At 59.6% G+C, this 16392-nt stretch carries 14 protein-coding genes; 5 read left to right on the forward strand and 9 right to left on the reverse strand.

Annotation, left to right across the window (positions count from 1 at the left end; translation table 11 throughout):
- Nucleotides 1–123: 123 nt before the first annotated feature.
- From hflD to NPS56_RS11805, 4 genes are all read right to left on the reverse strand, one after another.
- Nucleotides 124–747, reverse strand: coding sequence for a high frequency lysogenization protein HflD (hflD, locus tag NPS56_RS11790; protein WP_046817168.1), 624 nt, complete (start codon nucleotides 745–747; stop codon nucleotides 124–126).
- Nucleotides 744–1877 (reverse strand): tRNA 2-thiouridine(34) synthase MnmA, encoded by a 1134-nt coding sequence (mnmA, locus tag NPS56_RS11795; protein ID WP_274074760.1) that lies wholly within the window; start codon nucleotides 1875–1877, stop codon nucleotides 744–746. Before mnmA ends, hflD begins: the two co-directional genes overlap by 4 nt.
- Before the next feature lie 59 nt (nucleotides 1878–1936).
- On the reverse strand, nucleotides 1937–2383 hold the full coding sequence (locus tag NPS56_RS11800; protein WP_274074761.1) for an NUDIX hydrolase: 447 nt from the start codon (nucleotides 2381–2383) through the stop codon (nucleotides 1937–1939).
- Between the two features lie 190 nt (nucleotides 2384–2573).
- Nucleotides 2574–4799, reverse strand: a complete 2226-nt coding sequence (locus NPS56_RS11805) for an NADP-dependent isocitrate dehydrogenase (RefSeq protein ID WP_274074762.1) — start codon at nucleotides 4797–4799, stop codon at nucleotides 2574–2576.
- A gap of 495 nt (nucleotides 4800–5294) precedes the next feature.
- On the opposite strand from NPS56_RS11805, the gene icd reads away from it, so the two are divergent.
- Nucleotides 5295–6551, forward strand: coding sequence for an NADP-dependent isocitrate dehydrogenase (icd, locus tag NPS56_RS11810; RefSeq protein ID WP_057399856.1), 1257 nt, complete (start codon nucleotides 5295–5297; stop codon nucleotides 6549–6551).
- A gap of 80 nt (nucleotides 6552–6631) precedes the next feature.
- Here the strand turns inward: icd and cspD are convergent, their stop codons facing one another.
- Nucleotides 6632–6898 (reverse strand): cold shock domain-containing protein CspD, encoded by a 267-nt coding sequence (gene cspD / locus NPS56_RS11815; RefSeq protein ID WP_274074763.1) that lies wholly within the window; start codon nucleotides 6896–6898, stop codon nucleotides 6632–6634.
- Between the two features lie 224 nt (nucleotides 6899–7122).
- On the opposite strand from cspD, the gene clpS reads away from it, so the two are divergent.
- Entirely contained in the window at nucleotides 7123–7506 is a 384-nt protein-coding gene (gene clpS / locus NPS56_RS11820; protein WP_020799529.1) for an ATP-dependent Clp protease adapter ClpS, read from the forward strand.
- Between the two features lie 30 nt (nucleotides 7507–7536).
- Nucleotides 7537–9807, forward strand: a complete 2271-nt coding sequence (gene clpA / locus NPS56_RS11825) for an ATP-dependent Clp protease ATP-binding subunit ClpA (RefSeq protein WP_046817173.1) — start codon at nucleotides 7537–7539, stop codon at nucleotides 9805–9807.
- Nucleotides 9808–10046: 239 nt separating this feature from the next.
- Here clpA and infA read toward each other — a convergent pair whose 3' ends face one another.
- The 4 genes from infA to trxB all read right to left on the reverse strand — a co-directional run bounded on the left by infA (nucleotide 10047) and on the right by trxB (nucleotide 12843).
- Nucleotides 10047–10265 (reverse strand): translation initiation factor IF-1, encoded by a 219-nt coding sequence (gene infA / locus NPS56_RS11830; protein WP_002553999.1) that lies wholly within the window; start codon nucleotides 10263–10265, stop codon nucleotides 10047–10049.
- 111 nt (nucleotides 10266–10376) lie between these two features.
- The gene (locus tag NPS56_RS11835; RefSeq protein ID WP_274074764.1) at nucleotides 10377–11084 is read right to left on the reverse strand and encodes an arginyltransferase; all 708 of its coding nucleotides are present in this window, start codon (nucleotides 11082–11084) and stop codon (nucleotides 10377–10379) included.
- Between the two features lie 56 nt (nucleotides 11085–11140).
- Nucleotides 11141–11821: a leucyl/phenylalanyl-tRNA--protein transferase gene (aat, locus tag NPS56_RS11840; RefSeq protein ID WP_274074765.1), complete on the reverse strand. Its 681-nt coding sequence runs from the start codon at nucleotides 11819–11821 to the stop codon at nucleotides 11141–11143.
- Between the two features lie 62 nt (nucleotides 11822–11883).
- Nucleotides 11884–12843 (reverse strand): thioredoxin-disulfide reductase, encoded by a 960-nt coding sequence (gene trxB / locus NPS56_RS11845; RefSeq protein WP_274074766.1) that lies wholly within the window; start codon nucleotides 12841–12843, stop codon nucleotides 11884–11886.
- 274 nt (nucleotides 12844–13117) lie between these two features.
- Between trxB and NPS56_RS11850 the strand changes: the two genes are divergently transcribed.
- Together NPS56_RS11850 and lolA are read left to right on the forward strand one after the other, a co-directional pair.
- Nucleotides 13118–15559 (forward strand): DNA translocase FtsK, encoded by a 2442-nt coding sequence (locus tag NPS56_RS11850; protein ID WP_406592019.1) that lies wholly within the window; start codon nucleotides 13118–13120, stop codon nucleotides 15557–15559.
- A gap of 68 nt (nucleotides 15560–15627) precedes the next feature.
- Nucleotides 15628–16251 (forward strand): outer membrane lipoprotein chaperone LolA, encoded by a 624-nt coding sequence (gene lolA, locus NPS56_RS11855; protein WP_274074768.1) that lies wholly within the window; start codon nucleotides 15628–15630, stop codon nucleotides 16249–16251.
- The last annotated feature ends 141 nt before the right edge of the window (nucleotides 16252–16392 follow it).

Here is a 16392-nt window from a genome sequence, read left to right on the forward strand (position 1 = left end):
GGGTGTTCTCGGACAGTCGGGCAACGAAATGGGGCGCGTATCATACATGAAAAAATCCGCCGGTCCGTCGCCAACTGACCGGCGTATTACGCGTATTGCTGAGTTCAGTGCTGTCGATGCGGGTTATTCGTTACGCATCAATGGGTAAAGCTCTTTGAGCAATTTGCGGCGGCTGATCACCAGTTGCCAGCGATGACCGCCCAATTGCCGCCACAGCCGTGCCGAACGGATGCCGGCCAGCAGCAGGGCACGAATTTTCGAGGCGTTGCTCGGTTGCTGCAGGTTGCGCATGTCGCCGTGCACCTGGATGCGTTGGCGCAGGGTGCTCAGGGTGTCCTGATACAGCGCGCCGCAGGCGGCGATCACGTTTTCGTGGGCCGGGCCGAAGTGCTCGACCTGGGACTGGATCTGCGGCAGGCGTTTGCCGATCACGTCCAGCATGTCGCTGCGCTTGGCCAATTGACGTTCCAGGCCAAGCATCGCCAGGGCATAACGCAGCGGCTCACGCTGCAGGGCGCTCGGATCGCGTTCGAGGGCGCCGATCAATGCGCGATAGCCTTCGCGCAGGTTGATGTCGTCGCCGCCGTAGACTTCCAGGGTGTCCTTGGGGTCGCGGATCAGCAGGCTGCCGAGCATGCAGGTCAGGCCAGCCTCGTTGGTCTGGCCGGTCTTGGCGATCTTGTCGACCAGCACGGCAGCCAGGAATACACCGCCGAGGGCCGTCAGTTGCTCCTGAGTGGGGGTCATTGAGCCTGGCCTTTGCTGGTCCAGGGTTCAGCCACTTCAATGACGCCGCCGCCGAGGCAGATTTCGCCGTCGTAGAACACCACGGACTGGCCCGGGGTGACCGCGCGTTGCGGGTCGTCGAAGGTCGCGCGGTAGCCGGTGGCGGTCTTCTCCAGTGTGCAGGGCTGGTCGCTCTGGCGATAACGAACCTTGGCGGTCAGCTGGCGCGGCTGGCTCAGGTCGATCGGGTTGACCCAATAGATATCCGAGGCGAGCAGGGCGCGGGAGAACAGCCACGGGTGATCGTTACCCTGGCCGACGATCAGCTCGTTGTGCGCAAGATCCTTGATCAGCACGTACCACGGCTCGTCACTGGCGTCTTTCAGGCCGCCGATGCCCAGGCCCTGGCGTTGGCCGATGGTGTGGTACATCAGGCCATGGTGGCGGCCGATGATTTCGCCTTCGGTGGTCTTGATCTCGCCCGGTTGCGCCGGCAGGTATTGCTTGAGGAAGTCGCTGAAGCGGCGTTCACCGATAAAGCAGATGCCGGTGGAATCCTTTTTCTTCGCGGTCGCCAACTCGTATTTCTCGGCAATCGCCCGCACCTGCGGTTTTTCCAGCTCGCCGACCGGGAACAGGGTCTTGGCGATCTGCTCACCACCCACGGCGTGCAGGAAGTAGCTCTGGTCCTTGTTCGGGTCCAGGCCCTTGAGCAACTCGGTGCGGCCGTCGATGTCGCGGCGACGCACGTAGTGGCCAGTGGCGATCAGGTCGGCGCCGAGCATCATGGCGTAGTCGAGGAACGCCTTGAACTTGATCTCCCGGTTGCACAGGATGTCCGGGTTCGGCGTGCGGCCGGCCTTGTATTCGGCCAGGAAGTGCTCGAACACGTTGTCCCAGTACTCGGCGGCGAAATTGGCGGTGTGCAGCTTGATGCCAATCTTGTCGCACACGGCCTGGGCGTCCGCCAGGTCATCCATGGCGGTGCAGTATTCGGTTCCGTCGTCTTCTTCCCAGTTCTTCATGAACAGGCCTTCCACCTCATAGCCCTGCTCGATCAGCAGGAGGGCGGATACGGAAGAGTCCACGCCGCCGGACATGCCGACAATGACGCGCTTCTTTTGTGTGTCAGAAGGGGCTGGATCACGCATAGGGATTCAATGAGTGTCTTGAAAAAGGACGCGATTCTAACAGGCCGAAGCCCGCAAGGCTAAAGAGAAGGACGGATCAATTCGAGACCGAAGCGAATACCGGCCCGATAGTCGTCGATGCAGCGCATGATCAGCTCGCTGCGCCAGTTGTCGCGCTGCTCGATTAATTCCTCGCGGGTCAACCACTTGGCGCCGACGATGCCGTCGTCCAGTTGATACTCGGGGTGGTGTTTCAGTGCTTTGGCGATGAAGCAGACCCGTTGGTAGGTGACGCCGTTGCTTGGGGCGGTATAGAGATAAATGCCCAGTACGCCGGTGGGTTCGACGTCCCAGCCGGTTTCCTCGAGGGTTTCGCGCACGGCGGCTTCGGTCAGGGTTTCGTCCGGGTCCAGGTGGCCGGCGGGCTGGTTGAGCACCACGCGTCCGTGCTTGAGCTCCTCGACCATCAGGAAGCGGCCGTTGTCTTCGACGATGGTGGCGACGGTGATGTGGGGTTTCCACTCCATAAAATGCCCTCAATGTTGAAATGCTGCCCCTGTAGGAGCTGGCTTGCCAGCGAATGCGGTGGATCAGCCGCCCTCAATGTTGAATGGTAGGCCGCCATCGCTGGCAAGCCAGCTCCTACAGGGGATTGTGTGAATTCTGAAAACACAAACCCCGGCACATGGCCGGGGTTTGTGGTGCTTCCTTACAACCTTAAACCAACGCTGCAACCGCTGCGTTGAAAGTTGCGCTAGGACGCATGGCCTTGCTGATCAGCTCGGCGTCGGCGTGGTAGTAACCGCCGATGTCCACTGGCTTGCCCTGGACGGCGTTGAGCTCGGCAACGATGGTCGCCTCGTTCTCGGTCAGGGTCTTGGCCAGGGTCGCGAACTGCGCTTGCAGTGCAGTGTCTTCGGTCTGGGCAGCCAGGGCCTGGGCCCAGTACAGCGCCAGGTAGAAGTGGCTGCCGCGGTTGTCGATGTTGCCGACTTTACGCGATGGCGACTTGTTGTTGTCCAGGAACTGGCCGGTGGCCTGGTCCAGGGTCTTGGCCAGAACCAGCGCCTTGGGGTTGTTGTAGGTCACGCCCAGGTGTTCCAGGGACGCGGCCAGGGCCAGGAATTCACCCAGCGAATCCCAGCGCAGGAAGTTCTCTTCCAGCAGTTGCTGCACGTGCTTCGGAGCCGAACCGCCGGCGCCGGTTTCGAACAGGCCACCGCCGTTCATCAGCGGCACGATCGACAGCATCTTGGCGCTGGTGCCCAGTTCCATGATCGGGAACAGGTCGGTCAGGTAGTCGCGCAGGACGTTGCCGGTCACCGAGATGGTGTCCTTGCCTTCGCGGGTGCGCTGCAGGGTGAACTTCATCGCGTCGACTGGCGCCATGATCTGGATGTCCAGGCCGGCCGTGTCGTGATCCTTCAGGTAAGCCTGGACTTTCTCGATCACCACGCCGTCGTGGGCGCGCATCGGGTCCAGCCAGAAGATCGCTGGCGTGCTGCTTGCGCGAGCACGGTTGACGGCGAGTTTGACCCAGTCCTGGATCGGCGCGTCTTTGGTCTGGCACATGCGGAAGATGTCGCCGGCTTCAACCGACTGTTCCAGCAGCAGGGTGCCGTTGGTGTCGGTCACGCGGACTACACCGTTGGTCTTGATCTGGAAAGTCTTGTCGTGGGAGCCGTACTCTTCGGCTTTTTTCGCCATCAGGCCAACGTTCGGCACGCTGCCCATGGTGGTTGGATCGAACGCGCCATTGGCCTTGCAGTCTTCGATGACCGCCTGGTAGATGGTGGCGTAGCAGCGATCCGGGATCACGGCCTTGGTGTCGTGCAGCTGGCCGTCGGTGCCCCACATCTTGCCGGAGTCACGGATCATCGCCGGCATCGAGGCGTCGACGATGACGTCGCTCGGCACGTGCAGGTTGGTGATGCCCTTGTCGGAGTTGACCATCGCCAGGGATGGACGAACGGCGTAGACCGCCTGGATGTCGGCTTCGATCTGCGCTTGTTGCTCGGCCGGCAGGGCCTTGATGCGAGCGTACAGGTCGCCGATGCCGTTGTTCAGGTTGAAGCCGATCTGCGCCAGCACGTCAGCGTGCTTGGCCAGTGCGTCCTTGTAGAACTCGGCAACGATCTGGCCGAACATGATCGGGTCGGAGACCTTCATCATGGTCGCTTTCAGGTGAACCGACAGCAGCACGCCCTGGGCCTTGGCGCTTTCGATTTCAGCGGCGATGAAGGCACGCAGAGCGTTTTTGCTCATGACGGCGCAGTCGAGGATCTCGCCAACCTGAACGGTGGTCTTTTCTTTCAGGACGGTGGTGGTGCCGTCTTGAGCGATCAGTTCGATCTTCACGGCGCCAGCAGCGTCGATCAGGGCGGCTTTTTCGCTGCCGTAGAAGTCACCGCTGCTCATGTGTGCAACGTGGGATTTGGAGTCAGCAGCCCAGGCGCCCATTTTGTGCGGGTGCTTGCGAGCGTAGTTCTTCACCGACAGCGGCGCGCGACGGTCGGAGTTGCCTTCGCGCAGTACCGGGTTCACGGCGCTGCCCTTGACCTTGTCGTAACGGGCCTTGGCTTCTTTGTCGGCGTCGCTGCTCACGGTTTCCGGATAGTCCGGCAGGGCGTAGCCCTGGGCCTGCAGTTCCTTGATCGCGGCTTGCAGCTGCGGAACCGAGGCGCTGATGTTCGGCAGCTTGATGATGTTGGCTTCAGGCGTAACGGCCAGGGCGCCCAGTTCGGCGAGGTGGTCGGCTACGGCTTTGTCACCCAATTGCTCGGGGAAGCTGGCCAGGATACGCCCTGCAAGAGAGATATCGCGGGTTTCAACGGCGATATCAGCCGAGGCGGTGAACGCCTCTACGATAGGCAACAGTGAATAGGTGGCGAGGGCGGGAGCTTCGTCGGTGAAGGTATAGATGATCTTCGAGCGGGTGGGCATATTCGGATTAACTCTCTCTTCTTTGCTAAAGCGTGCGCAGAAACTCGAGGGGCGCCGGGTAAGCGCGTTCGTTCAAAGTCATCCATGAGCCGAATATCGAGATTTCGTTGCTGTGATGTTGGGTGCATCAAGTAGGGCGTCAAGTAGGCGGGCTGCGGTAGCAGACCGTCTCATCGGGTGGAAACACTCGTCGTAGAGCTGTTCAACCTGACGTGACCCTTTAGTCAGCGGCGGCATTATACATAGGTAGCTGGCAATCTGCCGATGGTTCATACACAACGTTTGTCGTCCATTGGTCTAAAGGTCGCAGGGGCGAGCAAGGCGTAAGGTCGTTCGTCGTGCTTGAGTTTGGCGCTTTTCCCTTTGATTTCAGGCTTGTAGGGCGCAGGTTGTATGGCTTTGCGGCATATCGATAGAACATAGGGTTTGCGCGCCGATTTAACTGGGTTACGCTCGAACCAAGCCAGATGTTCAATCCAATCAATGGAGTTCAGCATGGGTTACAAGAAGATTCAGGTTCCAGCCGTCGGCGACAAAATCACCGTCAATGCAGACCATTCTCTCAATGTTCCTAATAACCCGATCATTCCTTTCATCGAAGGCGACGGCATTGGTGTCGACATCAGCCCGGTCATGATCAAGGTTGTCGATGCTGCTGTGAAAAAGGCTTACGGCGGCGAGCGCAAGATTTCCTGGATGGAAGTGTACGCCGGGGAAAAAGCGACCCAGGTCTACGATCAGGACACCTGGCTGCCTCAGGAAACCCTGGACGCGGTCAAGGATTACGTGGTTTCCATCAAGGGCCCCCTGACCACGCCGGTCGGTGGCGGTATCCGTTCCCTCAACGTGGCCCTGCGCCAGCAACTCGACCTGTACGTCTGCCTGCGCCCGGTGCGCTGGTTCGAAGGCGTGCCAAGCCCGGTCAAGAAGCCAGGCGACGTCGACATGACGATCTTTCGCGAGAACTCCGAAGACATCTATGCCGGCATCGAGTGGAAGGCCGGTACCCCGGAAGCCACCAAGGTCATCAAGTTCCTTAAAGAAGAAATGGGCGTCACCAAGATCCGTTTCGACGAAAACTGCGGTATCGGCGTCAAGCCGGTGTCCCTGCAAGGCACCAAGCGCCTGGCGCGCAAGGCCCTGCAATATGTGGTCGACAACGATCGTGATTCGCTGACCATCGTGCACAAAGGCAACATCATGAAGTTCACCGAAGGTGCCTTCAAGGAATGGGCCTATGAAGTGGCGGCCGAAGAGTTCGGCGCGACCCTGCTCGACGGCGGTCCTTGGATGCAGTTCAAGAACCCGAAAACCGGCAAGAACGTTGTCGTCAAGGACGCCATCGCCGACGCCATGCTCCAGCAGATCCTGCTGCGCCCCGCGGAGTACGATGTGATCGCGACCCTGAACCTCAACGGCGACTACCTCTCCGATGCCCTGGCGGCGGAAGTGGGCGGTATCGGTATCGCACCGGGCGCCAACCTGTCCGACACCGTGGCCATGTTCGAAGCCACCCACGGTACCGCGCCGAAATACGCCGGCAAGGACCAGGTCAACCCGGGGTCGTTGATCCTGTCGGCTGAAATGATGTTGCGCCACATGGGCTGGACCGAAGCGGCCGACCTGATCATCAAGGGCACCAACGGCGCGATTTCCGCCAAGACCGTGACCTATGACTTTGAACGCCTGATGGAAGGTGCCAAGCTGGTTTCTTCGTCCGGCTTCGGTGATGCGCTGATCTCGCACATGTAAGAAAATCCGGGAATGCGAAAACCGCCCGGCTCAAGCGATTGAGTCGGGCGGTTTTTTTATGACTGGATGACGCTGCTGCGTTAAACGGTAACGGTTTGTTGCGTAGCAGGGGTCACGGCATTTGTGCTATCGACAGGGTTGCCAATGTTGACGGCGTGCAGCCCCTTGGGCCCCTGGATGATCTCGAAGACGACGGCTTGACCGGCCTTCAGGGTTTTATAACCGTCCATTTGAATGGCCGAGTAGTGGGCAAACAGGTCTTCTGTCTTGCCATCCTCGTTGATGAAACCGTAACCCTTGGCGTTGTTGAACCATTTCACCTTGCCACTGACCTTGACACCTGACATACCAACTCCCTCTGCAACAGACTCCATCACTGGAGTATCATCCAGTACATCCGCAGTCACTTCTTAGAAAAAAAGTTGACTCCGCGGACCTTTTTTACCCACTGTGGGCTCTATTGGTTGTAACACCGTTTTGCCGATAGTCAAGGTGACCAGGCAGTCGGAGTTGAAATCACCCAAGACCGCCCCCACCACTGTATTTGCACAACTGACGAACCTTTCTTTCCATGCATGCAATCAGCCAGATTCGACTAACATTCAATCAGGATCGCCCGACTCTCCAGAAAGATCGCCCGGAGGAACACGACGACGATTCCGCAGGCATTGCTGTTCAGGAGGCCAAGCCTGCTTTACAGGCGCCGCCGATGTACAAGGTGGTTTTGTTCAATGATGACTACACACCGATGGATTTCGTCGTCGAAGTGCTCGAGGTGTTTTTTAACCTGAATCGCGAGCTGGCGACCAAGGTCATGCTGGCCGTCCATACAGAAGGGCGGGCAGTATGTGGAGTGTTTACCCGCGACATCGCCGAGACAAAGGCCATGCAGGTCAACCAGTACGCCAGGGAAAGCCAGCATCCGCTACTCTGTGAAATCGAGAAGGACGGTTAATCGCCGACCACTTGGGTATGAGGTGAAGCTATGTTAAACCGCGAGCTCGAAGTCACCCTCAATCTTGCCTTCAAGGAGGCTCGTTCGAAGCGTCATGAATTCATGACCGTCGAACACCTGCTGCTGGCCCTATTGGACAATGAGGCTGCCGCCACCGTTTTGCGTGCGTGCGGCGCGAACCTCGACAAACTCAAGCATGACCTGCAGGAGTTCATCGACTCCACCACGCCACTGATCCCCGTGCATGACGAGGATCGTGAGACCCAGCCAACCCTGGGCTTCCAGCGTGTCCTGCAACGTGCTGTGTTTCACGTACAGAGCTCGGGCAAACGCGAAGTGACTGGCGCCAACGTGCTGGTCGCGATCTTCAGTGAGCAAGAGAGTCAGGCAGTGTTCCTGCTGAAACAGCAGAGCGTTGCCCGTATCGATGTCGTCAACTACATCGCCCACGGCATTTCCAAGGTGCCAGGGCACGGCGATCACTCCGAGGGCGAGCAAGATATGCAGGACGACGAGGGCGGGGAGTCTTCATCTTCAGGCAATCCACTGGATGCTTATGCCAGTAACCTCAATGAACTCGCGCGCCAGGGTCGAATCGATCCATTGGTAGGCCGTGAGCTGGAAGTCGAGCGCGTCGCCCAGATCCTGGCCCGTCGCCGCAAGAACAATCCGCTGCTGGTGGGTGAGGCGGGCGTGGGTAAAACCGCGATTGCCGAAGGCCTGGCCAAGCGCATTGTCGACAACCAGGTGCCGGACCTGCTGGCCAACAGCGTGGTGTACTCCCTCGACCTGGGTGCCCTGCTGGCCGGGACCAAATACCGCGGCGATTTCGAGAAGCGCTTCAAGGCGCTGCTCAACGAGCTGAAAAAACGTCCGCAGGCGATCCTGTTCATCGACGAGATCCACACCATCATCGGTGCGGGTGCCGCGTCCGGTGGCGTCATGGACGCCTCGAACCTGCTCAAGCCGCTGCTGTCGTCCGGTGATATCCGTTGCATCGGCTCGACCACCTTCCAGGAATTCCGCGGGATCTTCGAGAAGGACCGTGCCCTGGCACGTCGCTTCCAGAAGGTCGATGTGTCGGAGCCTTCGGTGGAAGACACCATCGGTATCCTGCGCGGCCTGAAAGGGCGTTTCGAGTCCCATCACAATATCGAATACAGTGATGAGGCCCTGCGCGCCGCGGCTGAACTGGCTTCGCGCTACATCAATGACCGGCACATGCCGGACAAGGCGATCGATGTGATCGACGAGGCGGGTGCCTACCAACGCCTGCAACCGATCGAAATGCGCGTAAAACGCATCGAAGTGCCTCAAGTCGAGGACATCGTCGCGAAAATCGCGCGTATTCCGCCAAAACACGTCACCAGCTCCGATAAAGAGCTGCTGCGTAACCTTGAGCGTGACCTGAAGCTGACGGTATTTGGCCAGGATGCCGCGATCGACTCGCTGGCGACCGCGATCAAGCTGTCCCGCGCCGGCCTCAAGTCGCCTGACAAGCCAGTCGGTTCGTTCCTGTTCGCCGGTCCCACCGGTGTCGGTAAGACCGAAGCGGCGCGTCAGTTGGCCAAGGCGCTGGGGGTCGAGCTGATTCGCTTCGACATGTCCGAGTACATGGAGCGCCACACCGTATCGCGTCTGATCGGTGCACCTCCAGGTTATGTCGGGTTCGATCAGGGCGGTCTGCTGACCGAAGCCATCACCAAGCAGCCACACTGCGTGCTGTTGCTCGATGAAATCGAGAAGGCGCACCCGGAAGTCTTCAACCTGCTGCTGCAGGTGATGGACCACGGGACGCTGACCGATAATAACGGGCGCAAGGCCGACTTCCGAAACGTGATCGTCATCATGACGACCAACGCCGGTGCCGAAACCGCAGCCCGTGCTTCGATCGGTTTCACCCATCAGGACCACTCGTCCGATGCGATGGAAGTGATCAAGAAGAGCTTCACGCCGGAGTTCCGCAACCGTCTGGACACCATCATCCAGTTTGGTCGCCTCAGCCATGAGGTCATCAAGAGCGTGGTGGACAAGTTCCTTACCGAACTTCAGGCGCAGCTGGAAGACAAGCGTGTATTGCTGGAAGTCACCGATGCAGCCCGCAGCTGGTTGGCGGCTGGCGGTTACGACTCGGCAATGGGCGCTCGCCCGATGGCGCGCCTGATCCAGGACAAGATCAAGCGTCCACTGGCGGAGGAGATCCTCTTTGGCGAACTGGCCGAACATGGCGGTGTGGTCCACATCGACATCAAGGACGGCGAGCTGACCTTCGAGTTCGAAACCACGGCTGAAATGGCCTGACGTCAAACCGCAACAAAGCAGAAAGGCGCCGATTGGCGCCTTTTTGCTGTCTGTCAGGTGTGCACCGATCCCCTGTGGGAGCGGGCTTGCTCGCGAAGGCGGCTTAACATTCACCATCGATGTTGACTGATGCGCCGCTTTCGCGAGCAAGCCCGCTCCCACATTGGTTTTGTGTGCTGCATCAAATCGCAGGCAAACAAAAACGCCCGGCATAAGCCGGGCGTCTTGTATTGACCTGATTAGCGAGCGCGGTAAGTGATGCGCCCTTTGCTCAAGTCATAGGGCGTCAGCTCGACGCGCACCTTGTCACCGGTAAGAATACGAATGTAGTTCTTGCGCATCTTGCCGGAAATATGCGCGGTTACGACGTGCCCATTTTCCAACTCCACACGAAACATGGTGTTGGGCAGGGTGTCGACGACAGTGCCTTCCATTTCGAAGCTGTCTTCTTTCGACATGCAGTAAAGCCCTCGGTGTCCAATGAATGGCCCGGTGCAACTGCGCCAGGCAAAAGCGGCGTGCATTGTGCCCGAAAAAGGGTGTTCAAGCCAAGGGGTTTAGGGCCTGCTCTAGTTCAGGACGACCCAGCGCTGGTTTATCAGCAGTTCGATGGGGCGATACTGGGTCTTGTAGCTCATTTTTTTGCAGTTCTTGATCCAGTAGCCCAGGTAAACCGCATCCAGCCCCAGTCGCCGGGCTTCGGCGATTTGCCAGAGTATGGCGTAGCGCCCCAGGCTGCGGCGCTCTTCGGCGGGTTCATAGAAGGTGTAGACCGCCGACAGACCGTTCGGCAGAAGGTCGGTGACGGCAATGGCCAGCAATCGACCCTGGAGGCGGAATTCGTAGAACCGGGAAAATGGCAGGTCGCGGACCAGGAAGGTGGAAAACTGATCGCGACTGGGTGGGTACATGTCGCCATCGGCATGGCGTTCTTCGATGTAGCGCTGGTAAAGATCGAAATACTCTTCGCTGAAACCCGGCTTTGCGGGGCGCACCTGCAAGTCGGCGTTGCGTTTGAAAATGCGTTTTTGCTGACGATTGGGGGTGAATTGCCCGACTGGAATGCGCGCCGGTACGCACGCATTGCAATTCTGGCAATGGGGGCGATACAGATGGTCGCCACTGCGCCGAAAACCCATTTCAGACAGGTCTGCATAGACGTGCACATCCATGGGCTGGCTAGGGTCGAGAAACAGGGTCGTGGCCTGCTCCTCGGGCAGATAACTGCAGGAGTGGGGTTGAGTGGCATAAAACTTCAAACGCGCCAACTCGGTCATGATCAACCCTCGGGATAAGCTTTTGAATAAGTGTAAGCCACGCGGACAAAAGTCGCTCAGCAAACCCAGGTTGCATGATTGGGTTGATCCAGATGCCGCGCCAGGTAGTCGGCAAACTCGCGGCGTGGAATCGCCCGGGCACCCAGGCTGTGCAAATGGTCGGTGGGCATCTGGCAGTCGATGAGCACAAAACCCGAGTCTTTCAGATGTTGCACCAGTGTGGCAAAGCCAAATTTGGAGGCGTTGTCGGCCAGGCTGAACATGGATTCGCCGAAAAACAGCTGGCCCATCGCCAGGCCGTACAGCCCGCCCACCAGTTCGTCCTGGTCCCAGACTTCCACTGAGTGCGCATGGCCGCGCCTGTGCAGCTCGATATAGGCGTCCTGCATGGCATCGGTGATCCAGGTGCCGTCCGCATACTCCCGGGGTGCGGCGCAGGCACGGATGACCGCGGCGAAATCCTGATCGAAGGTCACCTGGTAGCGTTGTTGGCGCAGAAGTTTCTTCAGGCTGCGGGACACATGCAGTTCATCGGGAAACAGCACGGTGCGAGGGTCCGGCGACCACCAGAGAATCGGCTGGCCTTCGGAAAACCAGGGGAAGCAGCCATGGCGGTAAGCCTGGATCAACCGGTCGGCGGACAGGTCGCCACCGGCCGCCAGCAATCCATTGGGATCACGCATGGCCTTTTCCAGCGCCGGGAACGTCAGGGTGTTGCGTTGTAACCAAGTCAGCATGGCATCAGGGCTTGCAGAAGGGGAGGGCGGGGCGGGCGCAGGGCCCGCCGTGGAGTGTGCGGTCAAACAACGGGAATGTCGTCGAGGTATTTTTCCGCGTCCAGGGCGGCCATGCAGCCGGCGCCGGCGGAGGTGACGGCCTGGCGATAGACGTGATCGGCGACGTCACCTGCGGCAAACACGCCTTCGATGGCGGTGGCTGTCGCGTTGCCTTCGCTGCCACCCTTGACCAGCAGATAGCCATCGCGCATTTCCAGTTGACCGGTGAACAGGTCGGTATTGGGCTTGTGGCCGATGGCGATGAACACGCCGGTCAGCGGCAGCTCGGTGATGGCACCGGTATGACTGTCGCGCAGGCGGGCGCCGGTCACGCCGCTGGAATCGCCCAGCACCTCGTCCAGGTTCTGGTTCCAGTGCAGGCGGATATTGCCCTTGGCGGCCTTTTCGAAGAGTTTGTCCTGAAGAATCTTTTCCGAACGCAACTTGTCGCGACGGTGAATCAGATGGACTTCACTGGCAATGTTCGACAGATACAGCGCTTCTTCGACGGCGGTATTGCCACCGCCCACCACCGCGACCACCTGTTTGCGATAGAAGAAGCCGTCGCAGGTCGCGCAGGCAGAAACCCCTTTGCCCGCGAAAGTCTCTTCCGAAGGCAGCCCCAGATATTGTGCCGAGGCACCCGTGGCAATGATCAGGGCGTCACAGGTATAAGTGCCGCTGTCACCGATGAGTTCAAAGGGGCGCTGTTGCAACTTGGCGGTATGAATGTGGTCGTAAACGATCTCGGTGGCAAAGCGCTCGGCGTGTTTTTGCATGCGCTCCATCAGGACCGGGCCGGTCAGGCCTTCGACATCGCCTGGCCAGTTATCGACTTCCACGGTGGTGGTGAGCTGGCCACCTGCCTGTATGCCGGTAATGACAACGGGCTTGAGGTTGGCGCGAGCGGCATACACGGCTGCGCTGTAGCCCGCGGGACCGGAACCCAGGATGATCAGGCGGGAATGCTTCGCTTCGCTCATAAAAACACCTCATAAGCCTTTGTCACGAAAGAGAATGCGTGCTCAAATTGAGTCGCACGTCATGTGCTGTTGACTATGCTACACCCAAGGGTTGCCAGCATGGCATCGCCCGTACAAACCCGTACAATGCCTCGCTGTAACAGTGTTTGTAACAAAATAGGCAGCGCATTTGCTGTTTATGAAAACCGATGCGCAGTGTTAAAAGTAGTCCCGGTTACGCCTGTTAACTTTTTTACCTGCCTGGATTGGGCAGTTTTTTCATAGTCATTAACAGATGGACGCGCCATTGGCGCAGGAAAAGCAGGTTTTGAAGAAATCCACCGTAGCACCCAAAACAGTTGTTCCACTCTGGCGCCAGCACTTGCACTACCGCCTCAAGGAAGGTGCATTGATCGCCATCGGAGCGTTGTGCCTGTTCCTGATGATGGCCTTGCTGACCTATGGCAAGGACGATCCGGGCTGGAGCCACAACAGCAAGATCGATGACGTGCAGAACTTCGGCGGCCCGGCGGGCTCCTACAGCGCCGATATCCTGTTCATGGTGCTGGGTTACTTTGCCTATATCTTCCCGCTGTTGCTGGCGATCAAGGCCTACCAGATCTTCCGTCAACGCCACGAGCCGTGGGAGTGGAGTGGCTGGCTGTTCTCCTGGCGCCTGATCGGCCTGGTGTTCCTGGTGCTTTCCGGTGCCGCGCTGGCGCACATCCATTTCCATGCTGCCACCGGTCTGCCGGCCGGCGCTGGCGGGGCGCTGGGCGAGAGCCTTGGTGACCTGGCGAAGAACGCGCTGAACATCCAGGGCAGCACGCTGCTGTTCATCGCCCTGTTCCTGTTCGGCCTCACGGTGTTCACCGACCTGTCATGGTTCAAGGTGATGGACGTCACCGGCAAGATCACCCTCGACCTGTTCGAACTGTTCCAGGGCGCCGCCAATCGCTGGTGGGCGGCCCGAGTCGAGCGCAAGCAACTGGTTGCGCAACTGCGTGAAGTCGATGACCGCGTGCACGATGTGGTCGCGCCGACCGTCACCGACAAGCGTGAGCAAGCCAAGGTCAAGGAGCGCCTGATCGAACGCGAGCAGGCCCTGAGCAAGCACATGTCCGAGCGCGAGAAGCAGGTGCCGCCGGTGATCGCCCCGGCGCCACCCAAACCGCCAGCGCCGAGCAAGCGCGTGGAAAAAGAGAAGCAGGCGCCGTTGTTCGTCGACAGCGCCGTTGAAGGCACCTTGCCGCCGATCTCGATTCTCGACCCGGCGGAAAAGAAACAGCTCAATTACTCGCCCGAATCCCTGGCGGCCGTCGGCCACCTGCTGGAAATCAAGCTCAAGGAATTCGGCGTCGAAGTCACCGTGGACTCGATTCATCCGGGTCCGGTGATTACCCGTTACGAGATCCAGCCGGCGGCAGGGGTCAAGGTCAGCCGTATCGCCAACCTCGCCAAGGACCTGGCGCGTTCCCTGGCCGTGACCAGTGTGCGTGTGGTGGAAGTGATTCCGGGCAAGACCACGGTCGGTATCGAGATTCCCAACGAAGACCGGCAGATCGTGCGCTTCTCCGAAGTGCTGTCGACCCCCGAGTACGACAACTTCAAGTCCCCGGTCACCCTGGCCCTGGGCCATGACATCGGCGGCAAGCCGGTGATCACTGACCTCGCGAAGATGCCGCACCTGCTGGTGGCCGGTACCACCGGTTCCGGTAAGTCGGTGGGTGTGAACGCGATGATCCTGTCGATCCTGTTCAAGTCCGGCCCGGAAGATGCCAAGCTGATCATGATCGACCCGAAAATGCTCGAGCTGTCGATCTACGAAGGCATTCCGCACCTGCTGTGCCCGGTGGTGACCGACATGAAGGACGCCGCCAATGCCTTGCGCTGGAGCGTTGCCGAGATGGAGCGACGCTACAAGCTGATGGCGAAGATGGGCGTGCGTAACCTGTCCGGCTTCAACGCCAAGGTCAAGGAAGCGCAGGACGCCGGCGAGCCATTGAGCGACCCGTTGTACAAGCGCGAAAGCATCCACGACGAAGCGCCGTTGCTGCAGAAGCTGCCGACCATCGTGGTGGTGGTCGACGAATTCGCCGACATGATGATGATCGTCGGCAAGAAGGTTGAAGAGCTGATCGCCCGTATCGCCCAGAAGGCGCGGGCGGCGGGTATCCACCTGATCCTCGCGACCCAGCGTCCGTCGGTGGACGTGATCACCGGCCTGATCAAGGCCAACATCCCGACCCGCATGGCGTTCCAGGTGTCGAGCAAGATCGACTCGCGGACCATCATCGACCAGGGCGGCGCTGAACAACTGCTCGGCCACGGTGACATGCTCTACATGCCGCCGGGTACCAGCCTGCCGATCCGGGTTCACGGCGCGTTCGTGTCCGACGACGAGGTCCATCGCGTGGTCGAGGCCTGGAAACTGCGTGGCGCGCCGGAATACAACGACGACATCCTCAACGGTGTCGAAGAGGCGGGCAGCGGCTTTGAAGGCAGCAGCGGTGGCGGCGACGGCGATGATCCGGAAGCTGATGCGCTGTATGACGAAGCGGTGCAGTTCGTCCTGGAAAGCCGTCGTGCGTCCATTTCAGCGGTGCAGCGCAAGCTGAAGATCGGCTACAACCGCGCCGCGCGCATGATCGAAGCCATGGAAATGGCCGGCGTCGTGACGTCCATGAACACCAACGGTTCGCGTGAAGTCCTGGCCCCCGGCCCGGTGCGCGACTGACCCGACACTGAAAAGGGGCGGCGTCCTGAGGCGCCGCCCGCACTCCCACGAATGTTATGAGGACTCCCATGCGTCTGATCCGCATGCTGTTGCTGCCGGTACTGGCTTTGAGCACGCTCTCGGCCCACGCCGATGACAAGGACGTGGCACGCCTGACCCAATTGCTGGAAAAATCCCAGACCCTGACCGCGCGTTTCTCCCAGCTGACCCTGGATGGCTCGGGTACCCAGTTGCAGGAAACCGCCGGCGAAATGTCGCTGCAGCGCCCGGGCCTGTTCTATTGGCACACCAATGCGCCCGCCGAGCAGACCATGGTCTCCGACGGCAAGAAGGTCACCCTGTGGGACCCGGACCTGGAACAGGCCACCATCAAGAACCTCGACCAGCGCCTGACCCAGACCCCGGCGTTGCTGCTGTCCGGTGACGTGTCGAAGATCAGCCAGAGCTTCGATATCAGCGCCAAGGAAGCCGGCGGCGTGATCGACTTCACCTTGAAGCCGAAAACCAAGGACACTCTGTTCGACAGCCTGCGCCTGTCGTTCCGCAATGGCCTGGTCAACGATATGCAGCTGATCGACAGCGTCGGCCAGCGCACCAATATCCTGTTCACCGGGGTGAAGGCCAACGAGCCGATCCCGGCTTCCAAGTTCAAGTTCGACATCCCCAAGGGTGCGGACGTGATCCAGGAATAAACGCAAAAACACCTTTTGGGAGCGGGCTTGCTCGCGAAGGTGGTGTGTCATTCAGCATTGAAGGTGACTGATACACCACCTTCGCGAGCAAGCCCGCTCCCACAGGGGTTAATCATCGATCTCAGGATTATCTAGAGGTTT

The organism is Pseudomonas putida (genome assembly GCF_028682635.1).
GTDB classification, from domain to species: Bacteria; Pseudomonadota; Gammaproteobacteria; order Pseudomonadales; family Pseudomonadaceae; genus Aquipseudomonas; species Aquipseudomonas putida_AE.